The organism is Nitrospirillum guaranorum (genome assembly GCF_034653275.1).
GTDB lineage: Bacteria > Pseudomonadota > Alphaproteobacteria > Azospirillales > Azospirillaceae > Nitrospirillum.
Map to the genome: position 1 here is coordinate 820,727 of NZ_JAYEES010000003.1, position 16,850 is coordinate 837,576.

A 16,850-nucleotide genomic window follows, 5' to 3' on the forward strand; every position below is an offset into this window, starting at 1 on the left:
GACGGGCGCATCTTGGGCGGCGCCGCGCCGCCCGGCAAGCGGGAAGGGGTGGTCCGGATGTCGCGGCCCTACCTTCTTGGAGAGGGGGATCGGGTGAGCATTTGATTCCCGGGTCCGACGTTGCTACAGTCGCCCCAGATGTCTTTGCACTCCCGGAATAAGGGTAAGGCATTGGAAAATAATCGGAAAATCTCGATCCTGTTCGTTTGCACGGGCAACATCTGCCGCTCCCCCACGGCGGAGGGCGTGATGCGCCGCCGCCTGGCCATGGATGGCCTGGCCGACGATGTGACGGTGTCCAGCGCCGGCACCCACGGCTATCACGTGGGGGAGGCTCCGGACATCCGGGCGGTGGAGGCGGCGCGCTATCGCGGCGTCGACCTGTCGGCGTTGCGCGCCCGCCGCGTGGACGCGGATGATTTCGAGCGGTACGACATGGTGCTGGCCATGGACCGCGATCATCTGGATTTCCTGCGCCGCCTGGCCCCGCCCAAGCATCGCGACCGGGTGCAGCTGTTCCTGGACTATGCCCCCGACCACAAGGGCCACGACGTGCCCGACCCCTATTACGGGTCGGAGGACCAGTTCGACACGGTGCTGGACCTGATCGAGGCCGCCGCCGACGGCCTGCTGGACGAGGTTCACCGTCGGCTGGGCCGGTAAATGTCATGACGCCGGCTGGGCCGGTAAACGGACTCGGCTTGGCGGACGGCCGGCGCTATACCTAAGGGCCCTGTCCTTCCCGCCCTACCGGATTTAGTAGCCGTGCCCGACACCACCGACATCGCCTCGCCAGCCGCCAGCCAGGGCGTCACGCCCATGATGGCGCAGTACCTGGAGATCAAGGCCCAGCACCCGGGTGCCCTGCTGTTCTATCGGATGGGCGATTTCTACGAGATGTTCTTCGACGACGCGGTGGCCGCCGCCCGGGCGCTGGACATCACGCTGACCAAGCGCGGCCTGCATTTGGGGGAGGAGATCCCCATGTGCGGCGTGCCGGTGCACTCGCACGAGAATTATCTGTCCCGCCTCATCCGCCTGGGCTTCCGCGTCGCCATCTGCGAGCAGACCGAGGACCCGGCGGAGGCGCGCAAGCGCGGCGGCAAGGCGGTGGTGCGGCGCGAGGTGGTGCGCGTCGTCACCCCCGGCACCATCACCGAGGACGGCCTGCTGGACGCCCGGTCCAACAACTATCTGGCCGCCTTGGCCGAGGTGGGCGGAGCCCTGGGCCTGGCCTGGCTGGACCTGTCGACGGGGGAGCTGACCCTGCAGCCGGTGGAGCGCGCAGCCCTGCCGGCGGCCTTGGCCCGGCTGGCGCCGGGTGAGCTGCTGGTGTCCGAACGCCTGACCCAGCAGCCGGAGCTGTTCGAGCTGTGGGCCGAATGGCGCGACCAGCTGACGGTGCAGCCCAACGCCCAATTCGACAGCGAGAACGGCCGCCAGCGCCTGCTGGACCTCTATGGCGTGGGCACGCTGGACGCCTTCGGCAGCTTCAGCCGGGGGGAGGTGGCGGCCGCCGGCTCGCTGGTCGACTATGTGGAACTGACGCAGAAGGGCCGGGTGCCGCGCCTGGACCGGCCGCGCCGCCTGGCGCTGGGCGCGGTCATGGAGATCGACCCCGCCTCCCGCCGCAACCTGGAACTCAGCCGCACCCTGACGGGCGAGAAACGCGGCAGCCTCTTGGGCGCCATCGACCGCACGGTCACCGGCGCCGGCGCCCGCCTGCTGGCGGCCCACCTGGCGTCCCCCCTCACCGACCCGGCCACCATCGGCCGGCGCCTGGACACGGTGGCCTATTTCGTGGAGCAGGGCGGCCTGCGCGCCGACATCCGCGCGCACCTCGGCCGGGCGCCGGACATTGAGCGCGCGCTGTCCCGCCTCAGCCTGGGCCGGGGCAGCCCGCGCGACCTGGCGGGGGTGCGCGACGGCCTGGGCCGCGCCCGCGACATCTGCGACACCTTCCCGGCCGAGGCGCTGCGCGGCGCCTTGGAACCGCCGCTGCCCCCGGGCCTGCTGGACGCCCTGCATGGCGTGAAGGTGCCGGCCGACCTGGTGGCCATGCTGGCGGCGGCCCTGGGCCCGGACCTGCCGCTGAACGCCCGCGACGGCGGCTTCATCGCCCAGGGCTATTCCGCCCCCCTGGATGAGCTGAAGGAACTGCGCGACGACTCGCGCCGCCTGATCGCCAACCTCCAGGCCCGCTACGCCGGGGACACGGGCATCAACACCCTGAAGATCCGGCACAACAACGTGCTGGGCTATTACATCGAGGTCACCGCCCAGCACGGTGACAAGCTGATGGCGGCGGAACAGCGCGGCACCTACATCCACCGCCAGACCCTGGCCAACGCCATGCGCTTCACCACGGTGGAGCTGTCGGACCTGGAACGCCGCGTGGCGGAGGCGGGGGACAAGGCGCTGGCCCTGGAACTGGCCCTGTTCGAGGAACTGACCCAGGCGGTGCTGGCCAAGGCGGACGACATCGCCTCGACCGCCCAGGCGCTGGCGTCGCTGGACGTGGCGACCTCGCTGGCCGACATCGCCGTGGAATGCCGCTGGTGCCGCCCGGTGGTGGACGACAGCCGCGAATTCCGCATCGTGCGCGGCCGCCACCCGGTGGTGGAGGCGGCACTGGTGGCCGCCGCCAGCGGACCCTTCGTCGCCAACGACTGCGACCTTTCGGACGCCAACCGCCTGTGGCTGCTTACCGGCCCCAACATGGCCGGTAAATCGACCTTCCTGCGCCAGAACGCCCTGGTGGCCGTGCTGGCCCAGATGGGCAGCTTCGTGCCCGCCGACGCCGCCCACATCGGCGCCGTCGACCGGTTGTTCAGCCGCGTGGGGGCGGCGGACGACCTTGCGCGCGGCCGGTCCACCTTCATGGTTGAGATGGTGGAGACGGCGGCCATCCTGAACCAGGCCACCGGGCGCAGCCTGGTCATCCTGGATGAGATCGGGCGCGGCACCGCCACCTTCGACGGCCTGTCCATCGCCTGGGCGGCGGTGGAGCATCTGCACGAGGTCACGCGCTGCCGCGCGCTGTTCGCCACGCACTACCATGAGCTGACGACCCTGTCGTCCAAGCTGCCGTCGCTGGCCTGCCACACCATGCGCATCAAGGAATGGCAGGGCGACGTGGTCTTTCTGCATGAGGTGGCCGCTGGCGCCGCCGACCGCAGCTACGGCATCCATGTGGCCCGCCTGGCCGGGCTGCCGGCCACGGTCATCACCCGGGCGGAGGAGGTGCTGGCCATCCTGGAGGCGGGCGACCAGGGCAGCGCCGTGACGCGTCTGGCCGACGACCTGCCGCTGTTCAGCGCGCCCGTGCGCCGGGCGCCCGAGCCGGCCGCCGCGCCGCCGCCGGAATCGCCGGCGCTGGCGGCGCTGAAGTCCGTCAGCCCGGACGAGCTGACGCCGCGCCAGGCGCTGGAGGAGCTGTACCGGCTGAAGGGACTGCTGCAGGGCGCGCCCTGACGCCCGGCGGACGCTTCATTCGTTGGGCAGCGTGGGGCCCTGGTCCGGCTTGGTCACGTCCACGAAGTCGCCGTCGATGACGGTGGAGGGGCGTGCCGGGGCGCCGTAGCCGCCCCCGCCCGTGGTGCGCCCGCCGCCCGTGGCGTGCACGGTGAAGCGGGTGCCCGACAGCCGCTGGGCCTGGCCCAGCAGGGCGCGGCGCACCGGCGGGACCAGCAGGGCGACGCCGGCCAGGTCGCTGAGGAAGCCCGGCACGGCGAACAGCACACCGGCCGTGGCCAGGCACAGGCCGTCCCACGCCACCACCGGCGCCTCGCCGGGGGTCGCCCCCGCCACCTTGCGCAGGGCGTCCAGCCCCTGGCGCTGCACCAGCCACAGGCCGACGACGGTGGACAGCACCACCAGGGCCACGGTGCCCAGCACCCCCACCCTCTCCCCCACCCAGGCGAAGGCGGCGATTTCCGCCAGAAGATAAGCGATGAGAAGAAGGGGAAGGCGCATAAGCTTGCTCTTTCTTCGGACGCCGCCTATCTACAGCGAGAGGGCCGCCCGTAATGACAACCGGGTGTTCGGTCTTAACATGGTGGGGCGAGGGGCCCGTATCCAGGTGCCGATTGGGCCTGGAACGCGGATTGATTTCAAGCGCCGGAGGTTCGAAGTCTGCAATGGGTGACAACTCCTACTTCTTCGAAATCGTCATCTTCGCGATGATCGCCGTGTTCCTGGCTTATCAGCTGCACAAGGCGCTGGGCCGCAAGACGGGGGAGGAGCGTGAACGCCCCAACCCCTTCACCGCCGTCCCCCCGCGCAGGGGCCCACCACCCAGGGGCAGCAGGGCGTGCGCCCGCCGCCCTTCCAGGCGGTGCAGCCCAAGGTGATCGAGGGCACGGCGCGCGACGTCACCCCGCCCGACTATGATGGCCCGCTGTCGCTGGAGGCCGGCCTCGCCCGCATCCATCAGGCCGATCCCAGCTTTGACGAGCGGCATTTCCTGAAGGGTGCCGAAAGCGCCTTCGGCATCATCGTCGACGCCTTCGCCCGGGGCGACACCGGCGCCCTGCGTCCGCTGCTGGCCGACGCCGTCTACAACGATTTCGCCAAGGCCATCGAGGCCCGCGCCCAGGCGGGCGAGACGCTGGAGGCCCACATCCAGGCCTTCGACACCGTGGATCTGGTGCAGGCCCGCCTGCTGGAAGGCCAGGCCCTGTGCACGGTGAAGTTCATCACCCACCAGACCAACGTCACCCGTGACGCCCAGGGGCGGGTGGTGGACGGCGACGCCGAGCATCCGGCCGAGGTGGTGGACATCTGGACCTTCGCCCGCGACACCAGGTCGTCCGACCCCAACTGGCGCCTGGTCGAAACCCGCGTTCCCCACTAAGGGGCCAATGGCTTAAGTGGGCGAATGGCGGCGCAAATCGCGACGCCCCCCGCATCCGGGTGTTTCCTTCCGGCGGCGATCCGTTTTAAGGTCCGGCTCGACCTGACGACCCAGCCGCCTCGCGAGGAACCATTGCCCATGCCGTGCCGGCCTGTTTTCGCCCGCGCGGCGCGCGGCGTGGCGGGCGCCCTGCTGCTGCTGACCACCGCCTGTTCGCTGTTCACCTCCGAAGAGCCGCCGCCCCCGGCCCCGGCCCCGGCGCCGGGTGCCAAGCTGGTGCTGCAGCCGGCCGCTTATGCCGACCTGCCCGGGTGGCAGGCGGACAAGGTGGCGGAGGCCGTCCCCGCCATCCTGCGCTCTTGTGAGAAGATGCTGCGCCAGACCTCCGGCGTCGCGGGCAAGCCCCAGGACTGGAACGCCCCCTGCTCGGCCCTGAAGAACCTGCCGCCGGGGAACGAGGCCATGGCCCGCGCTGCCCTGGAACGCTGGTTCCAGCCCTGGCGCGCCACCGACAACGGCAATCCCGAGGGCCTGTTCACCGGATACTATGAGGCGGACCTGCGCGGCAGCCGCACACGCCACGGCCGGTACACGGTGCCCCTCTATCGCCGCCCGCCCGATCTGGTGATGGTCGACCTGGGGGAGTTCCGCGACAGCCTGAAGGGCCAGCGCATCGCCGGCCGGGTGACGGACGGCAAGCTGAAGCCCTATGAGGACCGCCGCCGCATCGATGCCGGCGCCCTGACCGGCAAGGGTTTGGAACTGGTGTGGCTGGACGATGCCGTCGACGCCTTCTTCCTGCACATCCAGGGCTCCGGCCGGGTAGTGCTGGAGGAGGGGGGCGAGATGCGCGTGGCCTATGACGGGCAGAACGGCTGGCCCTATGTCGCCATCGGCCGCCAGATGGCGGCGGACGGCAAGCTGGACCGCGACGCCGTCACCATGCAGTCCATCCGCGCCTGGCTGGCCACCAACCCGGCGCAGGCCCAGGCCACCATGGAAGGCAACCCGTCCTACGTCTTTTTCAAGCCGCTGGAGGGCGACGGCCCCCTGGGCGCCCAGGGCGTGGCGCTGATCCCCGGCCGCTCGCTGGCGGTGGACCACACGTACGTGCCCTATGGCCTGCCCGTCTGGCTGGACGTCACCGACCCGGAGGACGAGGACAAGCGCCTGTCCCGCCTGATGGTGGCGCAGGACACCGGCGGCGCCATCCAGGGGCCCGTGCGCGGCGACGTGTTCTGGGGCCACGGCGCCCAGGCGGAGCACCGGGCGGGCCTGATGAAAAGCCGGGGCGGCTATTGGCTGCTGCTGCCGCGCACGGTGACGCCGGCCAACATCGCCGCCGGGCCCGGGCCGTCTTCATGAGCCGCCAGCGCCGCAGTCCGACGTCGGAGGAAATCCGCCTATGGCGTGAGGTCATGCGCGACGCCGCCCCCCTGCGCCGGGGCGGCCCCTTGCCGCCTCCGCCGCCCGCGCCGGTGGAGGCCGCCCCCGCCGTGCCCGCCGTCCCGCCGCTGGCGCCGGCGCCAGCGGCCAAGCCGGTTCCCGCCGCCCCCCTGGTCCATCCCCCGCTGGTCTTCGGCGCCCGCGCCGGCCTGGACCGCCGCACCGACGACCGCTTGCGCCGGGGACAGCTGGTCATCGACGGCCGGCTGGATCTGCACGGCATGACCCAGGCCGAGGCGCACGGCGCCCTGAACGCCTTCGTCGCCCGCGCCCACCGCGAGGGCCGGCGCACCCTGCTGGTCATCACCGGCAAGGGCTCCGGCGGCGGCCTCCACATGGGCACCGACCGGGAGAAGGGCATCCTGCGCGTGGCCGTGCCCCGCTGGTTGGGGGAGGCGCCCTTGCGCCCCCTGGTGCTGGCCATCCGCCAGGCCCAACCGCAGCATGGCGGCGGCGGGGCGCTCTACGTCCTGCTGAAGCGGCAGCGTCCATGACCCCTTTCGGCCAGCGGATGCGCGAGCTGCGCGAACAGCATGGCCTGGCCCTGAAGGACATGGCCGCAGCGCTGCACATCTCCTCCGCCTACCTTTCCGCGCTGGAGCACGGCCGCAAGGGCACGCCCTCGCCCATGCTGGTGCGCCAGATCTGCGGCTATTTCGGCATCATCTGGGACGAGGCGGAGGAGATGGAGCGCCTGGCCCAGATGTCCGACCCCCGGGTGGTGGTGGACACCAGCGGTCTGCATCCCAAGGCCACCCTGGCCGCCAACCGCCTGGCCCAGCGCATCGGCAAGATGGATGAGGCGACGCTGGACCGGCTGCTGGCGCTGATCGGGCCCGCCTGACCGGATGCCCTCTTTCCCGCCGCCGCCGTTTCATGCGACGGAACAGTCGGCGCGGCGAAACGGGTGCGGCGAAACGGGGCAGCCCTGCGGTCGATTCCACTCGAACCGGGCGGGGCGCTCGGTTTAGAATGTTTACAGTTTCCCGTCCTCACCGGCGGCCGGTTCACCATTTCCGTCTTTTGGGAGCGTCCCCATGCCATCGCGTCTTGAACAGCTTTGCATCCAGAAGGGCCTCAAGATGACCGAGCAGCGGCGGGTGATCAGCCGCGTGCTGTCCGAGGCCATGGACCATCCGGATGTGGAGCAGGTGTACCGCCGCGCGGTGGAGATCGATCCCAACATCTCCATCGCCACGGTCTACCGCACCATGCGGCTGTTCGAGGAGGCCAACGTCATCGAGCGGCTGGACTTCGGCGATGGCCGCGCCCGGTATGAGGAAATCCGGGACGAGCACCACCACCACCTGATCGACCTGCAGTCGGGCGAGGTGATCGAGTTCCGCAATGAGGAGCTGGAGCGCCTGAAGGAAAAGGTGGCGGCTGAGCTGGGTTATGAGCTGATCGGCCACCGCCTGGAACTGTACGGCGTGCCGCTGAACCGCGCCAAGCGCTCCTGAGGTCCCGTCCCATGGCTTGCCGCGAGGATGCCACGTCCGACTGTTGCCGCCCCGCCGTCGTGCGGGCGTATCAGGAAATGCGCGGCAAGGGCCAGCCGGAGAAGTTCTGCCTGGAGGCGGCGATCACCGTCTACCGTTGGCACCACCCCAGCCCGGACGACCTGCCGCCCGAGGTCATGGCCATGGTGACCGGCTGGGTGCACGACGGCCTGCGGCACTGATGCGGGTTTTCGCGCGGAGGGAGGCGGCGTGACATTCGACTGGCACGCCGACCTGATCACCCGCGACACCCCCATCACCCCGACATATCGCGGCACCCAGAACGTCCGGCGCTTCTTCCGCCGGGAATGCGGCGACCATTTCAAATTCGGCCGGCCCTTCATGGCCTGGATGAAGGCGGCGGCCCACCAGGCGGGAGGGGGCTGGACCATGGGGGACGCCGCCGACGAATGGCGCCGCCGCGACGTGGCCGGCGGATAACGGCCGTCATCCCTCGGCACCACCCTTAGCACCCTGCCCCTGCGCCCCTTGCACTGGTCAAGGCGTGCGGCCGCCCGTATGGTCCGGCGCCATCAGCAGCCCCCCAGCAGAGGCGACGCCCCATGATTCCGCGCTACAGCCGCCCCCAGATGGTCAAGATTTGGGAACCGGAGAACCGGTTCCGGATCTGGTTCGAGATCGAGGCCCACGCCTGCGACGCGCAGGCCGAGCTGGGCGTCATCCCCAAGGAGGCGGCGGCGGCCGTGTGGGAGCGCGCCAAGTGGGACGTGGCCCGCATTGATGAGATCGAGCGCGAGACCAAGCACGACGTCATCGCCTTCCTGACCAACCTGGCGGAGCATGTCGGCCCCGAGGCCCGCTTCGTCCACCAGGGCATGACCTCCAGCGACGTGCTGGACACCTGCCTGGCGGTGCAGCTGAAGGAGGCGACCGACCTGCTGCTGGCGGACATGGACGCCCTGCTGGCGGCCCTGGCGCGCCGGGCGCAGGAACACAAGTACACGCCCAGCATCGGCCGCAGCCACGGCATCCATGCCGAGCCGGTGACCTTCGGCCTGAAGCTGGCCGGCCACTACGCCGCCTTCAAGCGCGGCCGCGACCGCCTGGCCGCCGCCCGGGATGAGATCGCCACCTGCGCCATCTCCGGCGCCGTGGGCACCTTCGCCAACATCGACCCCCGGGTCGAGGAGCATGTGGCCGCCAAGCTGGGCCTGTCGGTGGAGCCCATGTCCACCCAGGTCATCCCGCGCGACCGCCATGCGATGTACTTCGCCGTGCTGGCCGTCATCGCCGCCAGCATCGACAACCTGGCCACGGAAGTCCGCCACCTGCAGCGCAGCGAGGTGCGCGAGGCCGAGGAGTATTTCAGCCCGGGCCAGAAAGGCTCGTCCGCCATGCCGCACAAGCGCAACCCGGTGCTGTCGGAAAACCTGTCGGGCCTGTCCCGCCTGATCCGCAGCCACGTGGTCCCGGCGCTGGAGAACGTGACCCTGTGGCATGAGCGCGACATCAGCCATTCCTCGGTGGAACGCGTCATCGCCCCCGATGCCACCATCGCCCTGGACTTCGCCCTGTCGCGCCTGACCGGCATGATCGACAAGCTGGTGGTCTATCCGGAGAACATGCGGCGCAACCTGGACATGCTGGGCGGCCTGCACAACAGCCAGCGCGTCCTGCTGGCCCTGACCCAGGCCGGCATGAGCCGCGAGGACGCCTACCGCGCCGTGCAGCGCAACGCCATGCCGGTGTGGCTGGAGGGCAAGGACTTCCGCACCCTGCTGAAGGCCGACGCCGACGTGGCCAAGCACCTGACGGCCGGCCAGATCGACGGCGCCTTCGACCTGGACTACCACACCAAGCATGTCGACACGGTCTTCAAGCGCGTGTTTGGGGAATAGTTTTTGTTGTTCCCTCAGGCGGCGGGCGCGCTCGTGTCCAACAGCGGCATTCCACGCCGCTGACCGAACAAAAAAGGGCGGACCCGCGGGGCCGCCCTTTTCCTTTCCGATGATCCTCTTGGCGGATCAGGCGGTCATCATCTGTTCGCGGGCCACTTCCAGCGTGTGCTCCATCTCCTTCTCCACGCGGTGGGCGGAGATGTCGACGCCCTTGGCGGTGAAGTCGGCCATGATGCGGGCCAGCACGTCCTGGTGGCCGGGCTCGCGCAGGTCTTCCGACACCATTTCCTTGGCGTAGGCGGCGGCCTCGTCGCCCGTCAGGCCCAGGTGCTGGGCGGCCCACTCGCCCATCAGGCGGGCGCGGCGGACGTAGATGCGGAACAGCAGTTCCTCGTCATGCTTGAACTTGGCCTCGAAAGCCTGTTCGCGTTCGTCAAAGGTCGTCATCGCTATTCCTCGAAGCACAGCTCTGGGTGGTTTCGATTTCCCCCGGCAGCCTTATATATCGGGTGGTCGCTTGCGGTCTACAGCCCCCGGGGCGATACGCCGCTCCCGGGGCCTTTCCCGAAGCGCCGCCAATACTCTGTCAGGTGCCTTCATCCCATGTGCAGCGTCATCCTCCTCCGCCGTCCCGGCCATGCCTGGCCCCTGATCGTCGCCGCCAACCGGGACGAGATGAACGACCGCCCCTGGCTGCCCCCCGGCCGCCACTGGCCCGACCGGCCCGAGGTGGTGGCCGGCAAGGATGAGCTGGCGGACGGCAGCTGGTGCGGCCTGAACGACACCGGCGTCCTGGCCGCCGTGCTGAACCGCGAGGGTACGCTGGGTCCGGCGGCCGGCAAGCGCTCACGCGGGGAACTGGTGCTGGAGGCGCTGGACCACGCGGACGCCCCGGTGGAGGCGCTGTCCGACCTGGACACCCGCGCCTACCGTCCCTTCAACCTGCTGCTGGCCGACAACCGCGACGCCTGGCTGCTGGAACATGCCGGTGAGGCGGGGCGTACCCGCGTGCGGGTGACGCCCATTCCCGAGGGTATCTCCATGATCACGGCCCGGGGCCTGAACGCCCCCGACTGCCCCCGCACCCGGCGCTACCGCCCCCTGTTCGCCACCGCCCCGACGCCCGATCCTGACAGGGACAGCTGGGCGGAGTGGGAAATGCTGCTGGCCAGCCGGGTCAGCGGCGCTGGTGACGACCCGCGTGAGGCGATGTGCATCGCCACCCCGTCCATGGGCGGCAAGGCGGCCTTTGAGACCACCAGCAGCTCCCTCATCGCGCTGCCGGCCATGGACCGCGCCGGGGTCCCGCCGCGCTGGCGTTTCGCCGCCGGCCGGCCGGACCAGGCGCCCTTCCTGGACGTGGATCTGGGAGCGGGATCTGGCCCCGTGAGCGTGCCCGTATAGGCGCCCGGCGTGGGGCGAGGGGCGCCTGACATTGTACAGGACCCCATTGCTTGCTATATCCTCGCCATCAGGGCCGGCCCTCGGGCGCGGGCGTTCCGCTATGCGCACGTCCGCCCGATGCCGCCCGCATCCGTTCGTTCGAAAGAAGTGATCCCATGTCTCGACGCCGGCGGATCTACGAAGGCAAGGCCAAAGACCTGTTTGAAGGGCCTGAGCCCGGCACGCTGGTTCAGTACTTCAAGGATGATACGTCCCATGAGCACAAGAAGGGCGTCATCACCGGCAAGGGCGTGCTGAACAACCGCATCTCCGAATACCTGATGACCCGCCTGGGCGAGATGGGGGTGCCCACCCACTTCGTCCGCCGCCTGAACATGCGCGAGCAGCTGGTGCGCGAGGTGGAGATCATCCCGGTCGAGGTGGTGGTGCGCAACGTCGCCGCGGGCTCCCTCAGCAAGCGCTTCGGCATTCCCGAAGGCACGCAGCTGCCCCGCTCCATCATCGAGTTCTATTACAAGTCCGACGAGCTGGGCTGCCCCATGGTGTCGGAGGAGCACATCACCGCCTTCGGCTGGGCGGGGCCCCAGGACCTGGACGACATGCTGTCGCTCAGCCTGCGCATCAACGACTACCTGTCCGGCCTGTTCCTGGGCACGGGCCTGAAGCTGGTGGACTTCAAGGTGGAGTTCGGCCGGCTGTGGGACAATGACGAGATGCGCATCGTCCTGGCCGATGAGATCAGCCCGGACAACTGCCGCCTGTGGGACATCAAGACCAACGAGAAGCTGGACAAGGACCGCTTCCGCCAGGACCTGGGCAAGGTCGAGGAGGCCTACCAGGAAGTGGCCCGCCGCCTGGGCATCCTGCCGGAGGGCGGCCCCGGCGACGTCAAGGCGCCCAAGCTGATGCAGTGAGTTCCGGTCCCGGGGGCGATTTCGCCCCCGGGCCTTTTCATATCCCTCGTTTTGCGTAGAACCAACCAGGAAGCATCGATCATGAAGGCCAAGGTTACCGTCACGCTGAAGCACGGCGTCCTCGATCCCCAGGGCAAGGCCATCGGCCATGCCCTGCAGACCCTGGGCTTCGACGGCGTGGGCGAAGTCCGTCAGGGCAAGCTGATCGAGCTGGAACTGGAAGAGACTGACCCCGCCAAGGCCAAGGCGGCGGTGGAGGCCATGTGCCAGCGCCTGCTGGCCAACACGGTCATCGAGAACTACGCCATCGAACTGGTGTGAGTCCCGGTCCGGGGCGGCACCCGGCCGCCCCGGTATCCCTTATTCCGCCGGTTTCAGGCCGGCGATGAAATAGCCCAGCGCCCGATCGAACGCGGCGTCCGGGCTGTCCTCCAGGACGCCGGCCACCGCCACCGCCATCAGCGGCGCCTCGGGCCCCATCTCCGGCAGGGTCTGTCCGGCGCGGTCGGGCGCATCCATGGCCCGGGCCTGTTCCTCCAGCACCCACCCCACGACGAAGCGCGACAGCGCGATCAGGATGGACAGCGCGTCCGCCGGCGCGAAGCCGTGCCGGCACAGCAGGCGCAGCTGCGCCTCCGCCAGCGGCATCTGTTCCGCCACCGGACCGGTGCCGGCGTGCACGCGGGCGCCGTCGCGATAGGCCAGCAAGGCGTGGCGGAAACTGCGGACGTTGAGCGTCAGCCACGCCCGCCAGTCCGTCTCCCCCTCGGGCGGCCACACGTGCTTGTGCTGCGCCAGCATGGCCACGGCCATGGCGTCCAACAGGGCGCGCTTGTTACGGAAATGCCAGTACAGGGTGGGTGACTGCACGCCCAGGCGCGCCGCCAGCAGGCGGGTGCTGAGCCCGTCCATCCCCACCTCGTTCAGCAGATCCAAGGCCGCGCGCACCACCGTGTCGCGGGTCAGTTTGCCCTCTGGCCGCATGCCGTCCTCCATTCGCGCTTGACTCTCTATCATCGATAGGGAAAATGCAACTCTATCAGTGATAGGGATCGAAGGCGTGGCGTCATGAACAAGGCGTTGTATGTGGTTTTCCTGGCCATGGCGCTGGATGCGGTGGGCATCGGCATCATCATGCCCATCTTGCCGGGGCTGTTGCGTGAACTGACCGGCACGGACGACGTGGCGCCGCTCTACGGCCTGCTGTTGGCGGCTTTCGCGCTGATGCAGTTCTTCTGCGCCCCGGTGCTGGGCGCGCTCAGCGACCGCTATGGCCGCCGGCCCATCCTGCTGCTGTCGCTGATCGGCGGGGCGCTGGACTATCTGGCCCTGGCCTGGTCCCCCAACATCTGGGTGGTGGCGGGTGGCCGCATCCTGGCCGGCATCACCTCCGCCAACATGGCGGTCATCACCGCCTACATCACCGACACGACGGAGGAGGCGGGGCGGGCCAAGCAATTCGGGCGCATGAGTGCGGCCTTCGGCATCGGCTTCATCGTCGGCCCGGCCCTGGGCGGCCTGCTGGGCATGGTTTCGCTGCGGGCACCCTTCCTGCTGGCGGCCGGCTTGAACGGCCTGAACTTCCTGCTGGCGCTGCTGGTGCTGCCGGAGTCGCGGCCGGCGGCGGCGGAGCGCACGCCCATCAAGCTGGGCGCCCTGAACGCCTTCGGCTCCCTGCGCTGGGCCGCCAGCGTGCCGGTGCTGGCGCGGCTGCTGGTGGTCTATGTCCTGGCGGAGGGGGCGGGCCAGCTGGCGGCCTCCCTCTGGGTGCTGAACGGCCAGGACCGGTTCGCCTGGGACGCGTCGGTGGTGGGCTGGTCGCTGGCGGGCTTCGGTTTCCTGCACGCCATCGCCCAGACCTTCGTGACGGAACCGGTGACCCGCCGCCTGGGTGAGCGCGGGGCCTTCATCCTGGCGGCGGTGGCGGATGGCGTGGCCTACGCCGTCATGGCTTTCGCCACCCATGGCCTGGCCGTCTTCCTCATCATGCCGCTGCTGTCCCTGGGCGGCATCGTCGGGCCGGCCCTGCAGGCGTTGATGTCCTTCCGCGTCAGCCAGGACCGGCAGGGGGAACTGCAGGGCACGCTGGCGGCGCTGGGCAGCCTGGTGGGCATCGGCGGCCCCCTGCTCTTCACCGCGGTCTATGGCGCCACCCGGGCCAGCATGCCGGGTGCCGTCTGGCTGCTGGGCGTGGCGGCCTACGCCATCGCCGTCCCGCTGCTGCCCAGCCGCCGGGCCCTGGCGCCCACTGGCGCACCCACTGGGGCACCCGCTGGGGCACCCACTGGGGCGCCGGTGGGGGAGTGAGGGCGGCCGCGCCGCCCGCGCGTCAGCCCGGCTTCGCCCCCGTCATTTCCATCTGGTCCCGGTCCGCCTGGCTGGCGCCGGCGTGGACCAGCAGGTTGTCGCGCAGGCGGCTGACCGTCTTCTGGATCACCTTGAACTCATCCGGCGTCAGGCCGCTGGCCTTCACCAGATTGCGCTGTCCGCCCTTTTCCCGCAGCTGCCGACCGGCCGGGGTCAGGCTGACCCGCACCTGGCGTTCGTCGGCCGGGTCACGGCGGCGCCGCAGATAGCCCAGCGACTCCAGCTTCTTCAGGATGGGGGTCAGGGTGTTCGATTCCAGGAACAGCTTCTCACCCAGGCTGCTGACCGTCTGGTCGTCCTGTTCCCACAGGGCGACGATCGCGATCCACTGGGTATAAGTCACGCCCAGTTCATCCAAGATCGCCTTGTAGGCGCGGCCGTAAGCTAGGTTCGCGGAATAGACGGCGAAGCACAGGAAATCCGCCAGCTTCGGCTGGGGGGCGGATGGGGCGGTGCCATCCGGGACCGGGGCATCGGGGGGTGTCATCGGTGTTCCTTCCGATAGGGGTGTCGCGGGGGCCTTCCGGCCTGTCGCGCCTTATATAACACGGATGCGATTAAATCGTGAATTGACGGTCTGCCGGATCGGGTTTATTAAGAACGCACACGATCTAAACGGGCACGATTGAAATAGGAACCACCCTCATGGCCTCGATCCTTTTGGCGTATCTGGCGGGCGTGTTGACCATCGCCGCCCCCTGCATCCTGCCGCTGCTGCCCATCGTGCTGGCTCCGGCCCTGGCGGATGGCGCCGGCTTCCGCCGCCGGGGGCTGCCCCTGCTGCTGGGCCTGGCGGCGGCCTTCGCCGTGACGGCCAGCCTTGCGGCGGCGGGCGGCTGGGCGGTGGCGGCCAACCAATATGGCCGTGCGGTGGGCCTGGCCTTCGTGGCCCTGTTCGGCCTGGCCATGATGTGGCCGGCGCTGGCCGCCCGGCTGGCGGCGCCGCTGGTGGCGGTGGGCTCGCGCCTGGTTGAACGGTTCAGCCCCAGTGCTGCGGCTTCCGGGGCCGATAGGACCGTCGCCTATTCGCTGGCCCTGGGCCTGGCCACCGGCCTGATGTGGGCGCCCTGCGCGGGCCCCATCCTGGGCCTGATCCTCAGCGGCGCCGCTTTGCATGGGCCGGGCCCCGACACCACGCTGGCGCTGTTCTTTTACGCCCTGGGCGCCGCCACGCCGCTGGCCGTCGTCATGGTTTGGGGCGGCCGCCTGGTGCGCGCCCTGCCGCGAGGGGCCTTGCGCTGGGCCGAGGGCATGCGCCGGGTGGTGGGTGGTGCCGTGGTCGCCACGGCGGTCATCAGCGCCGCCGGCCTGGACACCCGCCTGTTCCTGGGCGTGCCGGCCCTGCCCACCGACCGGGTGGAACGCGCCCTGGTGAAGGTGTTGAGCGCCCATGAGTCCGGCGTGGCCCATGCCGCCACCCTGCCTGTCACCCAGCCGCCGCTGACCGGTCCCCTGGCCGATGTGCTGAAGGCCAAGGCCTGGGTCAACACCCCCGGCCTGTCTGCCGGCGACCTGCGCGGCCATGTGGTGTTGGTGAACTTCTGGACCTATTCCTGCATCAACTGCCTGCGCACGCTGCCCCATGTCCGCCAGTGGGCGGCGCAGTACAAGGACCGGGGCCTGGTGGTGGTGGGCGTCCACACCCCGGAATTCGCGTTCGAGCGGGATGTGGGCAACATCACCAAGGCCGCCGCCACGCTGGACGTGACCTACCCGGTGGCGGTGGACAACGACTATCGCATCTGGCGCGCCTTCGATAACCAGGCCTGGCCCGCCCTGTACGTGCTCAACGCCGACGGCCGCGTCATCCACCAGGCCTTCGGCGAGGGCGATTACGACAAGACGGAACGCGTCATCCGCAAGGCGCTGGCGGATGCCCAGGCCACCCCGACCGCCCAAGGCCCCACTGGCCAAACCACCCCGGGCCAAGGCCCCGTCGCCGCGGTCAAGGTTGAGGGTACGCAGGCCGCCGCCGACCTCAACGACCTGGGCTCCCCCGAAACCTACGTGGGGTATGGCGAGGGCCAGCGCTATTCCGGCGACGACGACATCGTGGCGGATGCGCCCGCCCGCTACCGCCCGGCCGGCAGCCTGCGCCTGAACCGCTGGACCTTGGGCGGCGACTGGACGGTGGGCCGGGAGTTCGCCACCGCCGGCCAGGCCGGGGCCCGCATCGCCTACCGCTTCCACGCCCGCGACCTGCACCTGGTTCTGGCGCCGGGCGCCGATGGCCAGCCCGTCCGCTTCCGGGTGCGCATCGACGGCGCCGCCCCCGGCGCCGACCATGGCACCGACGTGGACGCCGACGGCGTGGGCACCGTGCGCGCCGCCAAACTGTACCAGCTGATCCGCCAGGCCGGCCCCGTGGCTGACCACACCTTCGAGATCGAGTTCCTGGACCCCGGCGCCCACGCCTACGCCTTCACCTTCGGCTGATCCGCCCCGAACCCCGTCCGTCCCCGGTGCCGGTGCTGGAGGTCGTCAGGCTCTGGCACCGCGAGCGAGG

19 protein-coding genes are annotated in these 16,850 nt (G+C 70.1%); 15 read left to right on the forward strand and 4 right to left on the reverse strand.

The genetic code is table 11. The annotated features are described in order from the left end of the window. The first annotated feature begins 171 nt into the window (after window positions 1-171). Both UAJ10_RS12710 and mutS read left to right on the forward strand, forming a co-directional pair. Window positions 172-663: a low molecular weight protein-tyrosine-phosphatase gene (locus tag UAJ10_RS12710; RefSeq protein WP_322915690.1), complete on the forward strand. Its 492-nt coding sequence runs from the start codon at window positions 172-174 to the stop codon at window positions 661-663. Between the two features lie 156 nt (window positions 664-819). Next, complete coding sequence (mutS, locus tag UAJ10_RS12715) at window positions 820-3,474, forward strand: DNA mismatch repair protein MutS (protein ID WP_322917317.1); 2,655 nt, start codon at window positions 820-822, stop codon at window positions 3,472-3,474. Between the two features lie 15 nt (window positions 3,475-3,489). On the opposite strand, the gene UAJ10_RS12720 is transcribed toward mutS, so the two are convergent. Then, window positions 3,490-3,975, reverse strand: a complete 486-nt coding sequence (locus tag UAJ10_RS12720; protein WP_322915691.1) for an FxsA family protein — start codon at window positions 3,973-3,975, stop codon at window positions 3,490-3,492. Window positions 3,976-4,312: 337 nt separating this feature from the next. Here UAJ10_RS12720 and UAJ10_RS12725 point away from each other — a divergent pair, with 337 nt between their 5' ends. From UAJ10_RS12725 to purB, 8 genes are all read left to right on the forward strand, one after another. After that, window positions 4,313-4,855, forward strand: coding sequence for a Tim44/TimA family putative adaptor protein (locus tag UAJ10_RS12725; RefSeq protein ID WP_322915692.1), 543 nt, complete (start codon window positions 4,313-4,315; stop codon window positions 4,853-4,855). Window positions 4,856-4,993: 138 nt separating this feature from the next. Continuing rightward, the gene (gene mltA, locus UAJ10_RS12730; RefSeq protein WP_322915693.1) at window positions 4,994-6,220 is read left to right on the forward strand and encodes a murein transglycosylase A; all 1,227 of its coding nucleotides are present in this window, start codon (window positions 4,994-4,996) and stop codon (window positions 6,218-6,220) included. After that, the gene (locus UAJ10_RS12735) at window positions 6,217-6,795 is read left to right on the forward strand and encodes a Smr/MutS family protein (RefSeq protein ID WP_322915694.1); all 579 of its coding nucleotides are present in this window, start codon (window positions 6,217-6,219) and stop codon (window positions 6,793-6,795) included. Before mltA ends, UAJ10_RS12735 begins: the two co-directional genes overlap by 4 nt. Next, a complete protein-coding gene (locus UAJ10_RS12740) occupies window positions 6,792-7,145 on the forward strand; it encodes a helix-turn-helix domain-containing protein (protein WP_004274464.1) in 354 nt (117 codons plus the stop codon). Before UAJ10_RS12735 ends, UAJ10_RS12740 begins: the two co-directional genes overlap by 4 nt. A gap of 193 nt (window positions 7,146-7,338) precedes the next feature. Then, window positions 7,339-7,761 carry a Fur family transcriptional regulator gene (locus UAJ10_RS12745; RefSeq protein ID WP_004274465.1) on the forward strand — a complete coding sequence of 141 codons (423 nt, stop codon included), beginning with the start codon at window positions 7,339-7,341 and terminating at the stop codon, window positions 7,759-7,761. A gap of 11 nt (window positions 7,762-7,772) precedes the next feature. Next, window positions 7,773-7,982 (forward strand): hypothetical protein, encoded by a 210-nt coding sequence (locus UAJ10_RS12750; RefSeq protein WP_145611011.1) that lies wholly within the window; start codon window positions 7,773-7,775, stop codon window positions 7,980-7,982. Window positions 7,983-8,010: 28 nt separating this feature from the next. Continuing rightward, complete coding sequence (locus tag UAJ10_RS12755; protein WP_322915695.1) at window positions 8,011-8,241, forward strand: DUF6434 domain-containing protein; 231 nt, start codon at window positions 8,011-8,013, stop codon at window positions 8,239-8,241. A 122-nt stretch (window positions 8,242-8,363) separates the two neighbouring features. Continuing rightward, on the forward strand, window positions 8,364-9,659 hold the full coding sequence (gene purB, locus UAJ10_RS12760; protein WP_322915696.1) for an adenylosuccinate lyase: 1,296 nt from the start codon (window positions 8,364-8,366) through the stop codon (window positions 9,657-9,659). A gap of 126 nt (window positions 9,660-9,785) precedes the next feature. Here purB and UAJ10_RS12765 read toward each other — a convergent pair whose 3' ends face one another. Further along, complete coding sequence (locus UAJ10_RS12765; protein ID WP_145611015.1) at window positions 9,786-10,106, reverse strand: DUF1476 domain-containing protein; 321 nt, start codon at window positions 10,104-10,106, stop codon at window positions 9,786-9,788. A gap of 156 nt (window positions 10,107-10,262) precedes the next feature. Here UAJ10_RS12765 and UAJ10_RS12770 point away from each other — a divergent pair, with 156 nt between their 5' ends. The 3 genes from UAJ10_RS12770 (at window position 10,263) to purS (ending at window position 12,298) form a co-directional block, all read left to right on the forward strand. Then, window positions 10,263-11,063: an NRDE family protein gene (locus UAJ10_RS12770; protein WP_322915697.1), complete on the forward strand. Its 801-nt coding sequence runs from the start codon at window positions 10,263-10,265 to the stop codon at window positions 11,061-11,063. Between the two features lie 155 nt (window positions 11,064-11,218). Next, window positions 11,219-11,977 carry a phosphoribosylaminoimidazolesuccinocarboxamide synthase gene (gene purC, locus UAJ10_RS12775; protein WP_145611017.1) on the forward strand — a complete coding sequence of 253 codons (759 nt, stop codon included), beginning with the start codon at window positions 11,219-11,221 and terminating at the stop codon, window positions 11,975-11,977. An 81-nt stretch (window positions 11,978-12,058) separates the two neighbouring features. Further along, window positions 12,059-12,298 carry a phosphoribosylformylglycinamidine synthase subunit PurS gene (gene purS, locus UAJ10_RS12780; protein ID WP_044564138.1) on the forward strand — a complete coding sequence of 80 codons (240 nt, stop codon included), beginning with the start codon at window positions 12,059-12,061 and terminating at the stop codon, window positions 12,296-12,298. A 39-nt stretch (window positions 12,299-12,337) separates the two neighbouring features. Here the strand turns inward: purS and UAJ10_RS12785 are convergent, their stop codons facing one another. Continuing rightward, entirely contained in the window at window positions 12,338-12,961 is a 624-nt protein-coding gene (locus UAJ10_RS12785) for a TetR/AcrR family transcriptional regulator C-terminal domain-containing protein (RefSeq protein ID WP_322915698.1), read from the reverse strand. Window positions 12,962-13,045: 84 nt separating this feature from the next. Here UAJ10_RS12785 and UAJ10_RS12790 point away from each other — a divergent pair, with 84 nt between their 5' ends. After that, window positions 13,046-14,284, forward strand: coding sequence for a TCR/Tet family MFS transporter (locus UAJ10_RS12790; RefSeq protein ID WP_322915699.1), 1,239 nt, complete (start codon window positions 13,046-13,048; stop codon window positions 14,282-14,284). A 22-nt stretch (window positions 14,285-14,306) separates the two neighbouring features. Here the strand turns inward: UAJ10_RS12790 and UAJ10_RS12795 are convergent, their stop codons facing one another. Beyond that, the gene (locus UAJ10_RS12795; protein WP_322915700.1) at window positions 14,307-14,831 is read right to left on the reverse strand and encodes a MarR family winged helix-turn-helix transcriptional regulator; all 525 of its coding nucleotides are present in this window, start codon (window positions 14,829-14,831) and stop codon (window positions 14,307-14,309) included. 158 nt (window positions 14,832-14,989) lie between these two features. On the opposite strand from UAJ10_RS12795, the gene UAJ10_RS12800 reads away from it, so the two are divergent. Beyond that, window positions 14,990-16,780, forward strand: coding sequence for a redoxin family protein (locus tag UAJ10_RS12800; protein WP_322915701.1), 1,791 nt, complete (start codon window positions 14,990-14,992; stop codon window positions 16,778-16,780). The last annotated feature ends 70 nt before the right edge of the window (window positions 16,781-16,850 follow it).

Bases quoted from the DNA above. Each gene is read 5' to 3' on its own strand.
- UAJ10_RS12790 (WP_322915699.1), top strand. From the start codon at position 13,046: ATGAACAAGGCGTTGTATGTGGTTTTCCTGGCCATGGCGCTGGATGCG.
- UAJ10_RS12800 (WP_322915701.1), top strand. From the start codon at position 14,990: ATGGCCTCGATCCTTTTGGCGTATCTGGCGGGCGTGTTGACCATCGCC.
- UAJ10_RS12785 (WP_322915698.1), bottom strand. From the start codon at position 12,961: ATGCGGCCAGAGGGCAAACTGACCCGCGACACGGTGGTGCGCGCGGCC.
- UAJ10_RS12745 (WP_004274465.1), top strand. From the start codon at position 7,339: ATGCCATCGCGTCTTGAACAGCTTTGCATCCAGAAGGGCCTCAAGATG.
- purB (WP_322915696.1), top strand. From the start codon at position 8,364: ATGATTCCGCGCTACAGCCGCCCCCAGATGGTCAAGATTTGGGAACCG.
- UAJ10_RS12720 (WP_322915691.1), bottom strand. From the start codon at position 3,975: ATGCGCCTTCCCCTTCTTCTCATCGCTTATCTTCTGGCGGAAATCGCC.
- UAJ10_RS12750 (WP_145611011.1), top strand. From the start codon at position 7,773: ATGGCTTGCCGCGAGGATGCCACGTCCGACTGTTGCCGCCCCGCCGTC.
- mutS (WP_322917317.1), top strand. From the start codon at position 820: ATGATGGCGCAGTACCTGGAGATCAAGGCCCAGCACCCGGGTGCCCTG.
- UAJ10_RS12795 (WP_322915700.1), bottom strand. From the start codon at position 14,831: ATGACACCCCCCGATGCCCCGGTCCCGGATGGCACCGCCCCATCCGCC.
- purC (WP_145611017.1), top strand. From the start codon at position 11,219: ATGTCTCGACGCCGGCGGATCTACGAAGGCAAGGCCAAAGACCTGTTT.
- mltA (WP_322915693.1), top strand. From the start codon at position 4,994: ATGCCGTGCCGGCCTGTTTTCGCCCGCGCGGCGCGCGGCGTGGCGGGC.
- purS (WP_044564138.1), top strand. From the start codon at position 12,059: ATGAAGGCCAAGGTTACCGTCACGCTGAAGCACGGCGTCCTCGATCCC.
- UAJ10_RS12735 (WP_322915694.1), top strand. From the start codon at position 6,217: ATGAGCCGCCAGCGCCGCAGTCCGACGTCGGAGGAAATCCGCCTATGG.
- UAJ10_RS12765 (WP_145611015.1), bottom strand. From the start codon at position 10,106: ATGACGACCTTTGACGAACGCGAACAGGCTTTCGAGGCCAAGTTCAAG.
- UAJ10_RS12770 (WP_322915697.1), top strand. From the start codon at position 10,263: ATGTGCAGCGTCATCCTCCTCCGCCGTCCCGGCCATGCCTGGCCCCTG.
- UAJ10_RS12740 (WP_004274464.1), top strand. From the start codon at position 6,792: ATGACCCCTTTCGGCCAGCGGATGCGCGAGCTGCGCGAACAGCATGGC.